This window comes from Vibrio sp. D173a (assembly GCF_030248475.1).
The window spans coordinates 1-19,165 of the sequence record NZ_JAHGAH010000017.1 but is presented as its reverse complement, the minus strand read 5'-3'; the positions used below and the strand labels follow the sequence as shown (position 1 = coordinate 19,165).

At 46.9% G+C, this 19,165-nt stretch carries 16 protein-coding genes and 7 tRNA genes; 21 read left to right on the top strand and 2 right to left on the bottom strand.

The window, feature by feature from the left end:
- Positions 1-42: 42 nt before the first annotated feature.
- From KIV40_RS03050 to KIV40_RS03020, 7 genes are all read left to right on the top strand, one after another.
- Positions 43-117, top strand: a tRNA-Gln gene (locus KIV40_RS03050).
- 53 nt (positions 118-170) lie between these two features.
- Positions 171-255 (top strand) — tRNA-Leu (locus KIV40_RS03045).
- A 23-nt stretch (positions 256-278) separates the two neighbouring features.
- A tRNA-Met gene (locus KIV40_RS03040) sits at positions 279-355 on the top strand.
- An 18-nt stretch (positions 356-373) separates the two neighbouring features.
- Positions 374-458 (top strand) — tRNA-Leu (locus tag KIV40_RS03035).
- A 21-nt stretch (positions 459-479) separates the two neighbouring features.
- Positions 480-564: transfer RNA gene (locus KIV40_RS03030), tRNA-Leu, on the top strand.
- Between the two features lie 46 nt (positions 565-610).
- A tRNA-Gln gene (locus KIV40_RS03025) sits at positions 611-685 on the top strand.
- 54 nt (positions 686-739) lie between these two features.
- Positions 740-824, top strand: a tRNA-Leu gene (locus KIV40_RS03020).
- Positions 825-983: 159 nt separating this feature from the next.
- Here the strand turns inward: KIV40_RS03020 and KIV40_RS03015 are convergent.
- A complete protein-coding gene (locus KIV40_RS03015; protein WP_285347929.1) occupies positions 984-2,159 on the bottom strand; it encodes a 2-octaprenyl-3-methyl-6-methoxy-1,4-benzoquinol hydroxylase in 1,176 nt (391 codons plus the stop codon).
- A 258-nt stretch (positions 2,160-2,417) separates the two neighbouring features.
- Here KIV40_RS03015 and miaB point away from each other — a divergent pair, with 258 nt between their 5' ends.
- The 5 genes from miaB (at position 2,418) to lnt (ending at position 8,044) form a co-directional block, all read left to right on the top strand.
- A complete protein-coding gene (gene miaB, locus KIV40_RS03010; RefSeq protein ID WP_285347928.1) occupies positions 2,418-3,842 on the top strand; it encodes a tRNA (N6-isopentenyl adenosine(37)-C2)-methylthiotransferase MiaB in 1,425 nt (474 codons plus the stop codon).
- Between the two features lie 73 nt (positions 3,843-3,915).
- Complete coding sequence (locus tag KIV40_RS03005; protein ID WP_010446465.1) at positions 3,916-5,013, top strand: PhoH family protein; 1,098 nt, start codon at positions 3,916-3,918, stop codon at positions 5,011-5,013.
- 2 nt (positions 5,014-5,015) lie between these two features.
- On the top strand, positions 5,016-5,480 hold the full coding sequence (ybeY, locus tag KIV40_RS03000) for an rRNA maturation RNase YbeY (protein WP_005425552.1): 465 nt from the start codon (positions 5,016-5,018) through the stop codon (positions 5,478-5,480).
- 106 nt (positions 5,481-5,586) lie between these two features.
- Positions 5,587-6,486: a CNNM family magnesium/cobalt transport protein CorC gene (gene corC / locus KIV40_RS02995; protein WP_012127194.1), complete on the top strand. Its 900-nt coding sequence runs from the start codon at positions 5,587-5,589 to the stop codon at positions 6,484-6,486.
- A gap of 37 nt (positions 6,487-6,523) precedes the next feature.
- Positions 6,524-8,044, top strand: a complete 1,521-nt coding sequence (lnt, locus tag KIV40_RS02990) for an apolipoprotein N-acyltransferase (RefSeq protein WP_012127193.1) — start codon at positions 6,524-6,526, stop codon at positions 8,042-8,044.
- A 56-nt stretch (positions 8,045-8,100) separates the two neighbouring features.
- Here lnt and KIV40_RS02985 read toward each other — a convergent pair whose 3' ends face one another.
- The gene (locus KIV40_RS02985; RefSeq protein WP_005438586.1) at positions 8,101-8,571 is read right to left on the bottom strand and encodes a zinc ribbon-containing protein; all 471 of its coding nucleotides are present in this window, start codon (positions 8,569-8,571) and stop codon (positions 8,101-8,103) included.
- A 154-nt stretch (positions 8,572-8,725) separates the two neighbouring features.
- Between KIV40_RS02985 and leuS the strand changes: the two genes are divergently transcribed.
- The 9 genes from leuS (at position 8,726) to KIV40_RS02940 (ending at position 19,105) form a co-directional block, all read left to right on the top strand.
- Entirely contained in the window at positions 8,726-11,314 is a 2,589-nt protein-coding gene (gene leuS / locus KIV40_RS02980; RefSeq protein ID WP_285347927.1) for a leucine--tRNA ligase, read from the top strand.
- A 171-nt stretch (positions 11,315-11,485) separates the two neighbouring features.
- The gene (gene lptE, locus KIV40_RS02975) at positions 11,486-12,043 is read left to right on the top strand and encodes an LPS assembly lipoprotein LptE (RefSeq protein ID WP_005425837.1); all 558 of its coding nucleotides are present in this window, start codon (positions 11,486-11,488) and stop codon (positions 12,041-12,043) included.
- Positions 12,044-12,048: 5 nt separating this feature from the next.
- The gene (holA, locus tag KIV40_RS02970; RefSeq protein ID WP_285347926.1) at positions 12,049-13,068 is read left to right on the top strand and encodes a DNA polymerase III subunit delta; all 1,020 of its coding nucleotides are present in this window, start codon (positions 12,049-12,051) and stop codon (positions 13,066-13,068) included.
- 90 nt (positions 13,069-13,158) lie between these two features.
- Entirely contained in the window at positions 13,159-13,476 is a 318-nt protein-coding gene (rsfS, locus tag KIV40_RS02965; protein ID WP_005425840.1) for a ribosome silencing factor, read from the top strand.
- A gap of 4 nt (positions 13,477-13,480) precedes the next feature.
- Positions 13,481-13,951, top strand: coding sequence for a 23S rRNA (pseudouridine(1915)-N(3))-methyltransferase RlmH (gene rlmH / locus KIV40_RS02960; protein WP_285347925.1), 471 nt, complete (start codon positions 13,481-13,483; stop codon positions 13,949-13,951).
- Between the two features lie 29 nt (positions 13,952-13,980).
- The gene (mrdA, locus tag KIV40_RS02955; protein ID WP_285347924.1) at positions 13,981-15,906 is read left to right on the top strand and encodes a penicillin-binding protein 2; all 1,926 of its coding nucleotides are present in this window, start codon (positions 13,981-13,983) and stop codon (positions 15,904-15,906) included.
- Positions 15,906-17,027, top strand: coding sequence for a rod shape-determining protein RodA (gene rodA / locus KIV40_RS02950; protein ID WP_012127185.1), 1,122 nt, complete (start codon positions 15,906-15,908; stop codon positions 17,025-17,027). The genes mrdA and rodA overlap by 1 nt, the downstream gene beginning before the upstream one ends.
- A gap of 3 nt (positions 17,028-17,030) precedes the next feature.
- Positions 17,031-17,834 (top strand): septal ring lytic transglycosylase RlpA family protein, encoded by an 804-nt coding sequence (locus tag KIV40_RS02945; RefSeq protein ID WP_005530706.1) that lies wholly within the window; start codon positions 17,031-17,033, stop codon positions 17,832-17,834.
- 92 nt (positions 17,835-17,926) lie between these two features.
- Positions 17,927-19,105, top strand: coding sequence for a serine hydrolase (locus tag KIV40_RS02940; protein ID WP_005530703.1), 1,179 nt, complete (start codon positions 17,927-17,929; stop codon positions 19,103-19,105).
- Positions 19,106-19,165 lie beyond the last annotated feature (60 nt).

Sequence of the window (19,165 nt, the reverse complement as noted above, 5' to 3'; positions counted from 1 at the left end):
CTTCCGCACCATTATTTGATATGTCTTAGGACTATCGCCCGTAGGTCTATCGCCAAGCGGTAAGGCAGCGGCTTTTGATGCCGCCATTCCCTGGTTCGAATCCAGGTAGACCTGCCATATTCAATGTTACTGATGTTTTACCAATTACATCAGTAACTACAGATCAAGTTGCGGAAGTGGCGGAATTGGTAGACGCACCAGATTTAGGTTCTGGCGCCGCAAGGTGTGAGAGTTCAAGTCTCTCCTTCCGCACCATACTTGATTAAAGAATATAGAATGGCTACGTAGCTCAGCTGGTTAGAGCACATCACTCATAATGATGGGGTCACAGGTTCGAATCCCGTCGTAGCCACCATTAATATAGATTTTAGATGCGGAAGTGGCGGAATTGGTAGACGCACCAGATTTAGGTTCTGGCGCCGCAAGGTGTGAGAGTTCAAGTCTCTCCTTCCGCACCATCTAAAAATAATCTATACTTTGCGGAAATGGCGGAATTGGTAGACGCACCAGATTTAGGTTCTGGCGCCGCAAGGTGTGAGAGTTCAAGTCTCTCTTTCCGCACCATACTTTCCCTTATAGGAAAGCACTTAGTTGAAAGGCTAAGGTTAGTAGGGCTATCGCCAAGCGGTAAGGCAGCGGCTTTTGATGCCGCCATTCCCTGGTTCGAATCCAGGTAGCCCTGCCATTACACAACGTTGTTGAGGTTTTACCAATTACCTTGATAACTACAGAATAAGTTGCGGAAGTGGCGGAATTGGTAGACGCACCAGATTTAGGTTCTGGCGCCGCAAGGTGTGAGAGTTCAAGTCTCTCCTTCCGCACCATTCTTGAAAAACCCAGCATTAATTTGCTGGGTTTTTTCTTTTTTCTGATTCTGGACTCGGTAGATCTCTGATTTATCGAATTAAAAAAGCGAGCTCATGGCTCGCTTTTTTTCTATCTATTGCTTTTTATCGACTGCTTTCTATGTGCTCTGAAGTCTTTTACATACCTAGCGCATACTTCAATACTTGCGCTTTGATCGGCCCTGAGTTTTCTGCCAGCTTCAATGCTGCATTACGAGCGAACTTCAACGGACCTAAATCATTACTGAAGCCTTTGTAGAACACATCCATGCCCGTTTGCATTAACAAGTTATCTGGTCGACGAGCGCGCTCATATTTGGTAAGCAATGCATCGTTAAGTTGTTCTTGCTGCTCGGTAACCGCAAGCAGAACATCAACATCTTTAAAGCCGAGATTCACGCCTTGCCCAGCAAGTGGGTTGATTGTATGAGCAGAATCCCCCACTAACACGCAATTCTTGTTTGAATAGCTTTGGGCATGGCGGCGAGTGAGTGGGAATGAGCCAAATTGTAGAACTTCAATATCACCCAACTCGGCAGGGAAATGACGTAGGATCTCTTCTCTTAAATGAGGTTTCGTCATCGCGCATAATTGTTTAATGCGTTTTGGCGAGTCATACCAAACCAACGAACCCTGCCCAACGTCTTGACCGTCTTCAATTAATGAGCATAACGGCAAGAATGAGCGTGGACCTGACGGAGTAAATTGTTGCCAAGTGATGTCTTGTTGCGGCAGCTCAGTTTTCACGTTGATCAGCATGCAGTGTTGACGGTAATCCCATGCGGTTACGCCAATACCCGCCAATTGACGAACTTTTGAGTTCGCGCCATCAGCACCAATCACCCAATTAGCTTCAAACTGCTCGCCGCTTTCTAGCGTTACACGGTTTACCTCGGCAAATTCGATGTCTTTCAATCGCTCTGGGCACATCACCGTTAAGTTGTCGTGTTGTGCGAAAGCTTGCCAAAGACCAAGTTGGATTAGTCGATTTTCAACGATATAGCCTAACTGCTCCAACGAAAGCTCATCAGAGTGAAAACGTGTACGGCACTCAGGATGTTCCCACGTTTCCAAACGACGATAAGGGCACACTCGCATGTTTTCAATCGCAGACCATACACCTAATGAATCAAGTAACTTCACCGACTGATGAGAAATCGCGGAAACGCGAATATCCAGCGCTTGAGAAGCCTCAAACGCCTTTGGCTCTGCGCCTTCGACCACTACAACACTTCTGCCTTGCTTGGCAAACCCAACAGCCACTGCTGCTCCGACCATGCCGCCACCGATTACGGCGATGTCATACTTGTTCATTTTTTGCTCTTCATCGTATTGATTAATTGGCGTTTTTTAATTGTACGTTCCATGACTATTTTTACAAAATTGTTTAACAAAAAACCTTGCTGTATATAGGGCAAAAAACTAGATTTCATCAGGGTTTGCAGAGAATTCGTCAGATCACTAGTCAGGTGCTTTTTAAAGCAGTACAATACGCCGCTTACCGCCGAGATGGCGGCTATAATTTGAGCAATAGCTCTCCGATTTAAGTACAACTGAACGAGCGAAAGTGAGATGAGTAAGAAACTGCTAATTAAAACCTGGGGCTGCCAGATGAACGAATACGATTCATCAAAAATGGCCGACCTGCTTAATGCTGCAAACGGCTACGAGCTGACAGAAGAGCCAGAGGAAGCAGACGTACTTCTACTTAACACCTGTTCGATCCGTGAAAAAGCGCAAGAGAAAGTTTTCCACCAGCTTGGCCGTTGGAAAACACTAAAAGATAAAAAACCTGGCGTAGTTATCGGCGTAGGTGGTTGTGTAGCAACTCAAGAAGGTGATCACATCCGTCAGCGTGCACCATACGTTGACGTCATTTTTGGTCCGCAAACTCTTCACCGTCTTCCTGAGATGATTAAACAATCTCAATCGGATGAAGCACCAGTAATGGACATTTCGTTCCCAGAAATCGAAAAGTTCGACCGTCTACCTGAGCCTCGTGCTGAAGGTGCAACGGCATTCGTTTCTATCATGGAAGGCTGTTCTAAGTACTGTACTTACTGTGTAGTACCGTACACTCGTGGTGAAGAAGTAAGCCGTCCAATGGATGACGTACTGTTCGAAATTGCACAACTAGCAGATCAAGGCGTACGTGAAGTAAACCTACTGGGTCAAAACGTAAACGCATACCGTGGTCCTATGCACGACGGCGAAATCTGTTCATTTGCAGAACTGCTTCGTTTGGTTGCGTCTATCGATGGTATTGATCGTATCCGCTTTACAACAAGCCACCCATTAGAGTTTACTGATGACATCATCGCGGTATACGAAGACACACCTGAGCTAGTGAGCTTCCTTCACCTACCAGTACAAAGTGGTAGTGACCGAGTGCTGACTATGATGAAACGTCCTCACACTGGGATTGAGTACAAGTCGATCATCCGTAAAATGCGTAAAGCACGTCCTGATATCCAAATCAGTTCAGACTTTATCGTTGGTTTCCCTGGTGAAACAGACAAAGATTTCCAAGACACAATGAAGCTAATCAAAGACGTAGACTTTGACATGAGCTTCAGCTTCATCTTCTCTCCACGTCCAGGTACGCCAGCGGCAGATTACCCTTGTGACCTATCAGAGCAAGTGAAGAAAGAGCGTCTATACGAGCTACAACAAACAGTAAACACGCAAGCAATGCGCTACTCTCGTCAAATGCTAGACACTGAGCAACGCGTTCTGGTTGAAGGTCCTTCTAAGAAGAACCTAATGGAGCTACGCGCTCGTACAGAAAACAACCGTGTAGTAAACTTTGAAGGTAGCGCAGACCTAATTGGTCAATTCGTTGACGTGAAGATTACGGACGTATTTGCTAACTCACTACGTGGTGAGCTAGTACGTACAGAAAAAGACATGGACCTTCGTAGTGTGATTTCACCAACGCAAATGATGGCGAAAACACGTCGCGAAGATGAGCTAGGTGTAGCTACTTTTACGCCATAAGCTCGTACAAATAGCCATTGAGAGCCTGGTCGTTATCAGGCTCTCGTTAAGTGGCATAAAATGAGAGGCAACATTGAGCAATAAAATCGTAACGCTAGAAATCAATCTAGAACCTTCAGACAACCGCCGACTAGCAAGCCTGTGCGGTCCATTCGATGACAACATCAAGCATTTAGAACGTCGTCTAGGCGTTGAAATTAACCACCGTAGCGACCTTTTCACCATTGTCGGTAAACCTCATACCGCAGCAGCTGCGCTGGATATCCTAAAAACCCTTTACGTAGACACCGCTCCTGTCCGCGGCGAAACCCCTGATATCGAACCAGAACAGATCCATCTGGCAATCAAAGAATCGGGTGTTCTGGAGCAAAACACCGAATCGAATTTCGAACACGGTAAAGAAGTCTTCGTTAAAACGAAAAAAGGCGTGATCAAGCCTCGTACACCAAATCAGGGCCAATACCTGATGAACATGGTGACGCACGATATCACTTTCGGTATCGGTCCTGCTGGTACTGGTAAAACGTACCTAGCGGTTGCGGCAGCCGTTGACGCACTAGAGCGCCAAGAGATCCGCCGTATTCTACTTACTCGTCCTGCGGTTGAAGCAGGTGAGAAACTGGGCTTCCTACCTGGTGATTTGAGCCAGAAAGTCGACCCTTACCTACGTCCTCTGTACGATGCCCTGTTTGAAATGCTGGGCTTTGAGCGCGTAGAAAAGCTGATTGAACGTAACGTGATTGAGGTAGCACCTCTTGCTTACATGCGTGGTCGTACTCTAAACGACGCCTTCATCATTCTTGATGAGAGCCAAAACACCACCGTCGAGCAGATGAAGATGTTCCTGACGCGAATTGGCTTCAACTCTCGCGCGGTTATCACCGGTGACGTCACTCAAATTGACTTACCTCGCGGTGCGAAATCAGGGCTTCGACATGCAATTGAAGTACTGAGCGAAGTTGACGACATCAGCTTTAACTTCTTCCAAGCTGACGACGTAGTGCGCCATCCAGTTGTAGCGCGCATCGTTAACGCTTACGAGAAGTGGGAAGCGCAAGACCAGAAAGAACGTAAAGAGTTCGAAAAACGCCGTCGTGAAGAACGTGATGCCAAACTGCTAGAAGCAGCCAAAGCTGAACTGAACGCACAAGTTGCGGCAACTAAGGAATAACCATGGCAATTGAACTTGATTTGCAACTGGCAGTCGAAAATGAAGAAGGCTTACCTTCTGAGCAAGATTTCCAATTGTGGCTAGATAAGACTATCCCTTTATTTCAGCCTCAAGCGGAACTGACAATTCGTATTGTCGACGAGCAAGAAAGTCACGAGCTAAACCACGAATACCGTGGTAAAGATAAGCCGACCAATGTGCTGTCTTTCCCATTCGAAGTACCACCTGGTATGGAAATGGACCTACTAGGCGATTTGATCATCTGTCGTCAAGTTGTTGAAAAAGAGGCAGTAGAGCAGAACAAGCCTCTACTAGCACATTGGGCGCATATGGTTGTACATGGCAGCTTGCATCTGCTAGGTTATGACCATATCGAGGATGATGAAGCTGAAGAGATGGAATCCCTCGAAACAGAAATCATGCAAGGTATGGGTTATGAAGACCCGTATATTGCTGAAAAAGAGTAACTTTGGTTGCTCGACAGGGAAAGGCGAACCACCCAGATAACCATCTCGTGCTCGTCTTTCTATGTGAGCTATCACACATCTGATAGCGTTACTTAATTGAGAAACAATGAACGAAGATAATTCTCCCTCTTCTAATGAAGGCAAGAAAGAAAAGGCAGAAGGTCCGAGTAGAAAGTCCTTCTTTGAACGTCTAGGTCAACTATTTCAAGGCGAACCAAAAGACCGCCAAGAGCTTGTGGATGTAATCCGCGACTCAGAAATCAATGACCTGATTGACCACGACACCCGCGACATGCTTGAAGGTGTTATGGAAATCTCCGAAATGCGCGTGCGTGACATTATGATCCCGCGTTCGCAAATGGTTACTGTTGAGCGCACAGACGATCTAGATACTTTGATCGCACTGATCACTGATGCTCAACACTCTCGCTACCCTGTGATCAGCGAAGATAAAGACCATGTGGAAGGCATTCTACTAGCGAAGGACTTACTCAAATACTTGGGCTCAGGCAGTAACCCATTTGATATCGAAGAAGTAATTCGACCAGCAGTCGTGGTACCGGAAAGTAAACGCGTCGACCGCCTGCTGAAAGAATTCCGTGAAGAACGTTATCACATGGCGATTGTTGTCGATGAATTCGGTGGTGTTTCTGGTCTTGTGACTATCGAAGATATCCTTGAAGAAATCGTAGGGGATATTGAAGATGAGTTTGATGACGATGAAGAAACCGATATCCGTAAGCTGAGCAAACACACGTTTGCTGTCAGAGCTCTGACAACCATTGAAGAGTTTAATGAGACATTCGGTACCAACTTCAGCGATGAAGAAGTGGATACCGTTGGCGGCATGGTAATGACTGCTTTTGGTCACCTACCATCGCGTGGCGAAGTCGTGGATATTGAAGCATACAGCTTCAAAGTAACGGCTGCCGACAACCGTCGTGTCATTCAACTTCAAGTGACGATTCCAGGCGAAGAAAAGCTGGTTGAAGCCACTCAAGAGTAACGCGATACCCTAACATCGGGAATATCAGAAAAATAAAATGATGAATGTACTCTTTCATCGCCTCAAGCGGCCCTTAGTGGCCGCTTTTGTTGGCGCCTCCACTACCCTAGCATTTGCCCCTTACCAGTTATGGCCAATCGCCATACTCAGCCCTGCCATTCTACTTATTCTTCTTGCAAACCAATCGCCTAAGCGCGCGCTTTGGATCGGTTATGCCTGGGGGCTAGGTCAATTTGCGACGGGTGTAAGTTGGGTTTACGTCAGCATTGCTGGCTTTGGCGGCATGCCGCTAATTGCAAACCTCTTCCTTATGGGCTTACTGATCGCTTACCTGTCGGTTTACACCGGCCTGTTTGCATGGCTCAGCAACAAGTTCTTCCCAGAATTTACCCTAAGCAAAGCACTGCTTGCAGCCCCTGCATTATGGCTAGTCACCGACTGGCTACGCGGCTGGGTAATGACAGGCTTCCCTTGGCTATGGCTTGGCTACAGCCAAATTGATGCGCCATTTGCTAGCTTTGCGCCTATTGGTGGTGTAGAGCTATTAACCCTGTTTATCATGATCAGTGCTGGCGCATTGGCGTACGCATGGATCCATAAGCAATGGTTAATGATCATCATCCCTGCCGTGCTATTAAGTGCGGGCTTTGGTATCCGTCAGTACGATTGGGTCACTCCACGTGTGGAAGACACCACCAAAGTTGCACTGATCCAAGGTAACGTTGACCAGAACCTAAAATGGCTACCGAGCCAACGCTGGCCAACCATCATGAAATACGCAGACCTCACTCGTGAGAACTGGGATGCTGACATCATCGTATGGCCAGAAGCCGCGATCCCTGCATTTGAAATTGAAGTACCATCGTTCCTAAGAAACATTGATGCTGCCGCGAAGATGAATAACAGCGCCATCATTACTGGTGTCGTTAACCAAGGTGAAGACGGTCAGTTCTACAACAGCATTCTATCGCTCGGTGTGAACCCATACGGCGATTACAGCTTTGATATGGATAAGCGCTACCACAAACACCACCTATTACCATTTGGTGAGTTTGTGCCGTTTGAAGATGTACTGCGTCCACTAGCACCATTCTTTAACTTACCGATGTCATCGTTCAGTCGTGGCGACTTTGTTCAGCCAAACATCGTGGCGAACGGTAAGCATATGGACCCAGCACTGTGTTATGAAATTATATTCAGCGAACAAGTGCGCCAGAATGTTACCGACGATACTGATTTCATTCTAACGCTGTCTAATGATGCGTGGTTTGGTCATTCGATTGGTCCATTGCAACACATGGAAATCGCTCGAATGCGTGCTCTTGAGCTTGGTAAGCCACTTATTCGTTCGACCAATAACGGCGTAACAGCGGTAACCGACCATAAAGGTAAAATCATTGAGCAAATCCCTCAATTTGAAACCGCAGTACTTCGTGCAGAGCTTGTACCTACCGACGGACAAACTCCGTATCGTATCGTGGGCACATGGCCGCTCTACATTTGGGCTGGATTGAGTTTGATGTTGGCTTGGTGGTTACCAAGAAAGAAAAAGTCATAAACGCAAAAAAGAGGCTCTAGAGCCTCTTTTTTATTCCATCACGTTTTAACGTCTCACTATGGTTTCAGTGACTGACGACTAAAGCCAGTATGATTGCACTTAATGCATGGAATGATCACGGTTGGGTGGTTATATGTCGTCTTGTGACCACATTCGTCACAGACTAAAGTACCAAGGCCAATCACCTCGCCCGCTTCATAAAGCCCTTGATGCTCTAAGTCATCAAATAGCTCTACCCACTCCACTTTGGTTCTGTCGGTAATATCGAGCAGACCTTGCCAAATCGAATCAGCAATCGTGAGATAGAAAGGCCCACTCTTACCTTCTTCATAATTGTCCGAGAACTCTTTTAAATCCGCTTTTACATAAGCTGATATCAGTGAGAGTTCGTCTTTGGTCATGTCGTTGGCAGCATCCACCACTTTGCCCGACGTTTCGAATACTTTGTTAACTTCATCCGGACTGTGCTTCAAGGTTTCAATCACATCCTCGAGCATTTCCTCATAACCTGCTTTACGTTTAGGCATAACTGACCTCCATCTTTCCACTACCAAGCGTCACTTCAGACGCATGGGTATAGATTGGCTATTGTTGTGATCCCTAGCTTTAGGTATTCTATGACGATCTATTTAAGTCTGTTCTAACCGAACTCACAAATTCCAAGATAACCGGATACCATCGATGCAAGAACAATACAATCCACAAGACCTTGAACAGAAAGTTCAAAAGCACTGGGATGACAACAAGACCTTTGTTGTAAGTGAAGACCCAAACAAAGAAAAATTCTACTGTCTATCCATGTTCCCATACCCAAGTGGTCGACTGCACATGGGTCACGTGCGTAACTACACCATCGGTGACGTAGTATCTCGTTTCCAACGCCTACAAGGCAAAAACGTAATGCAACCAATCGGTTGGGATGCGTTTGGTCTACCTGCAGAAAACGCAGCGGTTAAAAACAACACCGCGCCTGCACCTTGGACTTACGAAAACATCGAATACATGAAGAACCAACTTAAGCTTCTAGGCTTTGGTTACGATTGGAACCGTGAATTCGCAACATGTACACCTGAGTACTACCGTTGGGAACAAGAGTTCTTCACGAAGCTTTACGAGAAAGGTCTGGTTTACAAGAAGACTTCTTCTGTTAACTGGTGTCCAAACGACCAAACTGTTCTTGCAAACGAACAGGTTGAAGACGGCTGCTGCTGGCGTTGTGACACGCCTGTAGAGCAAAAAGAAATTCCTCAGTGGTTCATCAAGATCACAGAATACGCTCAAGAACTGCTTGACGATCTAGACAAGCTTGAAGGTTGGCCAGAAATGGTGAAAACCATGCAGCGCAACTGGATCGGTCGTTCTGAAGGTGTTGAGCTGCGATTTGCCTTAAAAGACAGTGAAGTGAAAGGTCAACAAGACCTAGAAGTTTACACAACTCGTCCAGACACTCTAATGGGTGTGACTTACGTTGGTATCGCAGCAGGTCACCCTCTAGCAACTATCGCAGCTGAGAACAACCCAGAACTAGCAGCGTTCATCGAAGAGTGTAAGAACACCAAAGTTGCAGAAGCTGAGCTTGCGACAATGGAGAAGAAAGGTATGGCGACTAGCCTTACTGCTATTCACCCATTGAACGGCCGTGAAGTTCCTGTTTACGTAGCAAACTTCGTATTGATGGACTACGGTACAGGCGCTGTAATGGCAGTACCTGCGCACGACCAACGTGACTTCGAGTTCGCAACTAAGTACGGTCTAGACATCGTGCCTGTTATCAAGCCAGTTGATGGCAGTGAGCTAGACATCTCTGAAGCGGCATACACAGAGAAAGGTGTACTGTTCGATTCAGGTGAATTCGACGGTCTAGAATTCCAAGCGGCGTTCGATGCAATCGCAGCGAAGCTAGAAGCAGAAGGCAAAGGTACTAAGACAGTTAACTTCCGTCTACGTGACTGGGGTGTATCTCGTCAACGTTACTGGGGTGCGCCAATCCCTATGGTAACCACTGAAGACGGTGAAGTTCACCCAGTACCAGCTGACCAACTACCAGTAATCCTTCCAGAAGACGTGGTAATGGACGGCGTAACTAGCCCAATCAAAGCAGACAAAGAATGGGCGAAGACAACTTTCAACGGCGAACCTGCTCTACGTGAGACAGATACGTTCGACACGTTCATGGAGTCTTCTTGGTACTACGCACGTTACTGTTCACCACAAGCTGACGACATCCTAGATCCAGAAAAAGCAAACTACTGGCTACCAGTAGACCAGTACATCGGTGGTATCGAGCACGCTTGTATGCACCTACTGTACTCTCGCTTCTTCCACAAACTACTACGTGATGCTGGCTACGTAACGTCTGACGAACCGTTCAAGCAACTACTGTGTCAAGGCATGGTACTAGCAGACGCGTTCTACTTCGAGAACGAGAAAGGCGGTAAAGAGTGGGTTGCACCAACAGATGTTGCTGTTGAGCGTGACGGTAAAGGCCGCATCACTTCTGCGAAAGACACTGAAGGCCGCGATGTTACACACTCAGGCATGATCAAAATGTCTAAGTCGAAAAACAACGGTATCGACCCTCAAGAGATGGTAGATAAGTACGGCGCAGACACAGTACGTCTATTCATGATGTTCGCGTCTCCTGCAGACATGACACTTGAATGGCAAGAGTCTGGCGTAGAAGGTGCTAACCGCTTCCTGAAACGTGTTTGGAAACTAGTAAACGAGCACACATCAAAAGGTGCAGCAGAAGCAGTAGATGCAGCAGCACTTTCTGGTGACCAAAAAGCTCTTCGTCGTGATGTTCACAAAACTATCGCGAAAGTGACTGATGATATCGCTCGCCGTCAAACGTTCAACACAGCAATCGCTGCAATCATGGAACTGATGAACAAGCTAGCGAAAGCGCCTCAAGAATCTGCACAAGATCGTGCAATCCTTGATGAAGCGCTAAAAGCTGTTGTTGCCATGCTTTACCCAATCACTCCGCACATCTCATACGAACTATGGGCTGCGCTAGGTGAAGCTGACATCGATAATGCAGCATGGCCAACGTTCGACGAGAAAGCACTGGTTGAAGACGAGAAAACGATCGTTGTTCAAGTAAACGGTAAGCTACGTGCGAAACTGACTGTTGCTGCAGACGCAACGAAAGAACAAGTAGAAGAGCTTGGTCTAAACGACGAAAACGTTACTAAGTTCACAGATGGCCTAACTATCCGTAAAGTAATTTACGTACCAGGTAAACTGTTGAACATCGTTGCAAACTAGTCTTTCGCTAAAAACGAAACGCAGCTTGCAATAACTCAAAGCAACGCGAACCAATTCGCATGCTAGGAGTCATTAAACAGGGTAGTTCGCTACCCTGTTTATTTACCTCAAACCATTCATGCCGAGTGGTTTAAGGTAAATAACCCCTTCAATTTAGGATGAATACAATCAATGCGCTTTTTCTCTTTGATTAAACTACCAGTGGTTTTGGTATTAGCGGGGCTTCTTTCTGCCTGTGGTTTTCACCTTCGTGGCGAGTACTCCGTTCCGGAAGAGCTCCACACCATGTCTTTCACTAGCTATGATGAATACAGCCCATTGACGCGTTACATCCGCGCTCAACTTGAATTGAACAAGGTCGATTTAGTAAAACCGTCATCAAATACTCCGAACCTACACCTTAGTGAAGCGACCATTGACGAGCGTACGCTATCGCTTTACCAAAACAGCCGAGCAGCAGAAAAAGAACTGACTTACGTGGTGAAATACCGTGTGACGATCCCTGGCTTCGGTGCAAAAGATTTCACGACCACCGTTAACCGTAACTACCTAGATAACCCGCTAACTGCACTAGCGAAATCAGTAGAACGTGACGTTATCGAAGATGAAATGCGTCAACAAGCGGCTGGCCAAATGATGCGCCAACTAGGTCGAGTTCGTGCTGAATACGAACAAGGCCACGTTGCTCCTGAAGCGACAAACGCTAACTCTACGAACACAAACTCTTAATCAGAATGCGAATTTTTTCCGACAAGCTGGCTGATCACCTAGCGAAACACATCAAGCAGGTTTACCTGATCTTTGGTAACGAACCGCTGTTAATTCGAGAAAGCCGTCAAGCGATCCAAAACATGGCTCGCCAACAAGGCTTTGAAGAAAGACACCGTTTTGCCGTCGACGCCAGCTTAGATTGGAATCAAGTCTATGACTGCTTCCAAGCGCTAAGCCTATTCTCTAGCCGTCAACTGATTGAGCTTGAACTACCAGAGGCTGGTGCAAACGCAGCCATCAGTAAAGAACTGGTCAATCTGTGCGAAATGCTCCATGACGACATCATGTTAGTGGTGGTTGGCAGCAAACTGACTAAAGCACAAGAAAACGCTAAATGGTTCAAAGCACTGAGTGCCAAGGGTGACTGGGTAAGTTGTCTAACACCTGATTTGCAGCGACTGCCAATGTTCGTGCAGGCACGTTGCCGAGCGTTGGGATTAAAAGCGGATCAGCAATCTCTGCAAATGTTGGCACAATGGCACGAAGGTAATTTGTTCGCGCTATCGCAAAGTTTAGAAAAGCTAGCTTTACTCTACCCAGATGGCGAGCTGACGGTAGTGCGTCTTGAAGAAGCGCTGAGCCGCCACAATCACTTTACGACGTTCCATTGGATTGACGCTCTACTAGCAGGTAAAGCAAACCGCGCGCAGCGCATTCTGCGACAGCTAGAGGCGGAAGGCATCGAAACCATCATTCTGATCCGAAGCGTACAGAAAGAGTTCAACCAACTACTAAACATGCACCGAGACCTTATTCAAATGGGCATGAGTCAGGTGTTTGAAAAACATCGAGTGTGGCAAAACAAACGCCCATTCTATAATGCAGCGCTGACTCGTCTGTCAGCCTCCCGAATTTGTGCACTTTTGTCTCTTTTGGCGCACGCCGAGATAAAAGCCAAAACCCAATATGATGACTCTGTGTGGCCAACTATCCATCAATTGAGCCTAGAAACCTGCTCTCCTGATATTAAGCTGGCAATTTAGCTTTTAAAGCGTGATATAGTGCGCGACCAGTTTTAACCCAGCTTAGTTAAAACTCCCACAGACAGAAAAGAAAATACCGAGGAAAACCGAGTGCTTCGCGAAGAACTTAAAGACTTTTTAGCCGATAAAGCCGACGACATGAAAGCGGAAGAGATTGTTATTCTAGATGTAGAAGGCAAATCAAGCGTGACAGATTACATGATCATTTGTACTGGCACATCTAAGCGTCACGTTTCATCTATCGCTGATCACGTCGCATCTGAAGTGAAGAAGGCAGGTCTAGAGCCGCTAGGTATGGAAGGCGAAAATGAAGGCGAATGGGTTGTCCTCGACATGGGCGACGCAATGCTTCACGTGATGCAAGAGGAGCACCGCGAGCTATACCAACTAGAAAAACTCTGGGGTTAATCGTTTGAAAATTCAACTAATTGCCGTCGGCACAAAAATGCCAAAATGGGTCGAAGAAGGTTTTCAAGAATACCGTCGCCGTTTACCACATGATATGCCACTTGAGTTGGTTGAAATCCCTGCGGGTAAACGCGGCAAAAATGCAGACATCGCGCGTATCTTGCAAAAAGAAGGCGAAGCGATGTTGTCAGCCGTACCTAAAGGTGCTCGTATCGTCACACTCGATATCCCAGGCAAAAAGTGGGATACCCCGCAACTGGCCGAACAGCTAGAAGCGTGGAAGCTCGATGGTCGTGATGTGTCGATTCTGATCGGCGGCCCTGAAGGTTTAGCGCCAGCTTGTAAAGCCGCAGCAGACCAAAGCTGGTCACTGTCTGCATTGACACTGCCGCACCCACTTGTGCGCATCGTGATGGCAGAGAGCTTATACCGAGCGTGGAGCATTACTGCTAACCACCCTTACCACCGCGAATAATCGCTACTTAGCTGTAGAGACAAGCGTTAATGATTCGTAAACGCCGCAGTCAAATTCGAGATTACCAAGCAGAAGCGCGTCTATTTTCTAGCCGCGCTATTGTTGCATTTTTAGGTATCGTCATTTTGATGGGCTTGCTGGTTGCCAATATGTACAACATTCAGGTAAACCAGTTTCAAGACTATAAAACCCGCTCTAATGATAACCGCATTAAAGTGGTTCCAATCGCTCCTAACCGTGGTCTTATCTATGACCGCAACGGTGTATTGCTCGCGGAAAACCGTCCAGTCTTCAACTTGGAGCTGACTCCAGAGAAAATCAAAGACATCGACAGTACCATTGAAGCGCTGCAAACCATCCTTGAGATCACGCCAGAACAAGTTGAGCGTTTCCACCGTGAACGTAAGCGCACTCGTCGCTTCAAGTCTGTGCCACTGTTAACTCAATTGAATGAAAACCAAGTCGCTGTTTTCTCAGTGAATCAATACCGTTTTCCTGGTGTTGAAATCAGTGCGACATTGAAACGCTACTACCCATTCAGCGAAGTCCTGACTCACGTCATTGGCTACGTGTCACGAATCAATGACCGCGATATGCAGCGCCTAATCCGTGAAGAAAAAGACGCCAACTACCAAGCGACACGCGACATTGGTAAGTTAGGCATCGAAAAGTATTACGAAGACTTGCTGCACGGCACAGCGGGCTACCAAGAGGTTGAAGTCAACAGTCGTGGTCGCGTCATTCGTACCCTGAAATACGTTCCGCCTATTGCGGGGAAAGACATCGTCTTAAACCTTGATATCAACCTACAACTTTACGTGCACCAACTGCTTGATGGCCGACGTGGTAGTACTGTTGTGCTTGATCCTCGTGATAACGGCGTACTTGCGATGGTTTCAAGCCCAAGTTACGACCCGAACGCATTCGTACACGGTATCTCCGGTAAAGCGTACCGCGCACTACTGAACGACAAGAACCGTCCATTGGTGAACCGTACAACGCTAGGTATTTACCCGCCAGCTTCGACCATCAAACCCTTCATTGCTGTAGCAGCGCTGGAAGAAGGAGTCATTACTCCAAAAACCACACGTAATGACCCTGGATACTGGCGTATTCCAAACTCCGACACTCGCCCATTTCGAGATTGGCTGCGTTGGGGGCATGGCCGCGTAGACATCATTAAGTCGATTGAAGAATCGGTCGATACTTTCTTCTACCAAATTGCCTACGACATGGGCATTGATCGGCTATCAAATTGGATGATGATGTTTGGCTTTGGCGATTACACAGGCATCGACATTTACGAGGAAAGTAAGGCCAACATGCCGACTCGTGAGTGGAAGATGGCTCGTCATAAGACGCCTTGGTACAAGGGTGACACGATTCCGGTTGGTATTGGTCAAGGTTACTGGACGGCAACACCAATGCAGATTGCCAAAGCAACCTCAGTACTGGTCAACGAAGGTGCAGTGACCGCTCCTCATTTATTGAAAGCCACCATCGATAATGGCGGTGATTTCGAAGAGCAAGAAAATTCGGAATACGTCACCTACCCACCGATTCAAAATGTGCCAGACAAGTACTGGAATATGGCGAAAGAAGGCATGCGTTTAGTAAACCATGGTACGAAAGGCACCTCTCGTCGCTCTTTCTACAACATGGATTACCAAACTGGTGGTAAATCCGGTACCGCACAAGTCTTTGGCCTTGGTGAAGATGAAGAATACAACGCGGATGAAGTCGCAGAGCACTTACGTGACCACGCCTTGTTTACTGGCTTTGCACCCTTTGATGACCCTGAAGTGGTGGTATCTGTGGTGCTAGAAAACGCCGGTGGTGGTTCAAGTAATGGTGCGCCAGTCACGAGAAAGATCTTCGACCGAGTCATTATCGGCCCTGAAAAAATTGAACCTGAAGAAGAGCAAAACAACGCGAAGAAAGAGGTAACGCAGTGATGAAAATGGATCCCTCTACAGGCAAAAACCGCGCCCTGTTTGAACGCTTCCATATCGACTTGCCGTTATTACTCGGCATCTTTGCATTGATGGGCTTTGGCCTAGTCATTATGTACAGCGCAAGTGGCCAAAGCTTGGCTATGATGGATCGCCAAGCGATGCGTATGGTGCTGTCTTTATTAGTCATGATCGTTTTGGCGCAAATCTCACCAAGAACGTATGAGAGTCTCGCTCCGCTGATGTTCGTTGGAGGGGTCATACTCCTCTTTGGGGTGCTGTTCTTTGGTGAAGCATCCAAAGGTGCACAACGCTGGCTCAACCTTGGCTTCGTCCGATTCCAACCATCTGAGCTTCTCAAGCTTGCCGTGCCTTTGATGGTGGCTCGCTACATCGGCCGCCAGCCTCTCCCACCGACATTCAAAACCCTGATTGTGGCGCTGATTATGGTCTGTTTACCGACTATTCTTATCGCCAAACAGCCTGATTTGGGTACCTCTATCCTAATCGCGGCCTCCGGTATTTTCGTTATCTTCCTTGCTGGTATTAGTTGGAAAATCATTGCTGCCGCGGCAGTGGCACTCGGTGGATTTATCCCCATTTTGTGGTTCTTCTTGATGCGTGAATACCAAAAGGTTCGCGTACGAACGCTGTTTAACCCAGAGTCGGACCCACTTGGCGCTGGCTACCACATCATCCAAAGTAAGATTGCAATTGGTTCTGGTGGTATTTCCGGCAAAGGCTGGTTACAAGGCACTCAATCACAATTGGAATTTCTTCCAGAGCGACACACTGACTTTATCTTTGCAGTAATTGCAGAAGAATGGGGTATGATTGGCTTCCTTTGCCTATTAGCCATCTATCTATTCATTATTGGCCGTGGTCTCTACCTCGCGAGCCAAGCGCAAACCGCGTTTGGTCGAATGATGGCAGGCAGTATTGTACTCAGCTTCTTCGTATATATTTTTGTAAATATCGGCATGGTAAGTGGCATCCTACCTGTAGTAGGCGTACCTTTACCGTTGATCAGTTATGGTGGTACCTCAATGGTGACACTGATGGCTGGTTTTGGCATTCTGATGTCGATCCACACACACCGAAAAGCATTCTCTAAGGCGACCTAGACCATGCAAAAACGCGCTTTATATTCCTTAGTTTTTTCTGCTGTGATTTTGGCGGGCTGTTCTTCTACCGACCAAAAAACACAGGAAGGCCGTTATGATCTTGAATCCGATGTAGCTCCTGATAAACCACTATCGGTCGAGCACATTGAGGATGCGCATCCTAAATACGAACCTTACAGCTTAGGTGGTAACAGCGATTACAACCTACGCGGTTCGGACTACAAAATCGTTCGTGACGCAAAAGGCTTTACGGAAAAAGGTCGTGCCTCATGGTATGGCAAAAAGTTCCAAGGCCATTTAACCTCGAACGGCGAAATCTACGACATGTACTCAATGACAGCGGCGCATAAAACCCTGCCACTGCCGAGCTACGTGAAGGTAACCAATACCGACAATGGCAAGTCAACCGTAGTCCGCGTGAATGACCGTGGCCCTTTCCATGATGGCCGTATCATTGACTTGAGTTACGCAGCAGCACATAAGCTAGATGTCGTGAAAACCGGTACCGCAAACGTAGAGATTGAAGTCATCACGGTAGATAAACCGACCGATGAGAAGTCGCTCGCTGCACACCCTAGATACGTGATTCAGGTTGCGTCGTCAAAATATGAAGATCGAGCGCGAACTTTAGGCCAAGAGCTTGGTCAAAAGCTGGATACGGAAACTTTCTTGGAGTCCTCGAAAGATACGTATCGCTTGCTGCTGGGCCCATATACTGACTATTCCCTGACGCAAGCCACTCTGGATAAAGTAAAGTTGCTCGGCTATTCGACCGCATTTATTAAAAAACACAAAACTGACAAATGACCTTGGTGTCATGATTTTCTATGCAGAGCCCCTCTTACATAAGTGGGGATTCTGTTAAGATGTCGGCAGTTAACCAAAAAATTTGAATTACCATGAATAAAAATAAGTTTGTGAAATCTATTCTCGTTTCTACGGTTGCACTATCTGCAACCATCGCTCAATCTGCTTTTGCTTCACCAGTTGTTGTCCCAGATGCACCTCAAATCGCTGCCAAAGGCTACGTTTTGATGGATTACAACTCAGGTAAAGTTCTGGCTGAGAAAGAGATGAACACAAAGTTGTCTCCTGCTAGTCTGACAAAGATGATGACCAGCTACGTAATTGGCCAAGAGCTAGCGCGTGGTAATATTTCAGAAGACGATGATGTGACCATCAGTAAGAATGCTTGGGCGAAAAACTTCCCTGATTCTTCAAAAATGTTCATCGAAGTCGGTACAACGGTTAAGGTTCATGACCTAAACCGCGGCATCATCATTCAATCAGGTAACGATGCTTGTGTGGCAATGGCTGAGCACATTGCTGGCTCTGAAGACGCATTCGTTGATTTAATGAACGCATGGGCAAACACACTGGGCATGAAGAACACGCATTTCGCGAACGTTCACGGCCTAGACAACCCGAACCTATACTCAACGCCTTACGATATGGCACTACTTGGTAAAGCACTGATCCGTGACGTGCCAGACGAGTACCGTATCTACTCTGATAAGAAATTTACTTACAACGGCATCACTCAGTACAACCGTAACGGTCTACTGTGGGACAAGAGCATGAACGTTGACGGTATCAAAACTGGTCACACGAGCAATGCAGGTTACAGCCTAGTAAGTTCTGCAACAGAAGGTCAGATGCGTCTGGTTGCTGTTGTAATGGGTACAAAAGATGCAAACGCACGTAAGTCAGAGAGCAAAAAGCTACTGAGCTACGGTTTCCGCTTCTTCGAAACAGTGGCACCACACAAAGCCGGTGAAACTTTCGTAGAAGAAAAAGTATGGATGGGTAACAAAGACACTGTAGCACTGGGTCTTGACCAAGATACTTACGTGACACTGCCTCGCGGTGAAGCAAAGAACCTAAAAGCAAGCTTCGTACTTGAAAAAGAGCTAGAAGCCCCAATTAAGAAAGGTGATGTAGTTGGTAAGCTATACTATCAAATTGATGGTGAAGATATTGCTGAGTACCCACTAATGGCACTGGAAACAGTGGACCAAGGCAGCCTATTTAGCCGCATGTGGGACTACATCGTATTGTTGTTTAAGAGCTTCTTCTAACAGTCGCTTCTGACCAACAAACAAGTCTGCAAAGCCGCCAACTAGGGCTAACTCCGATCA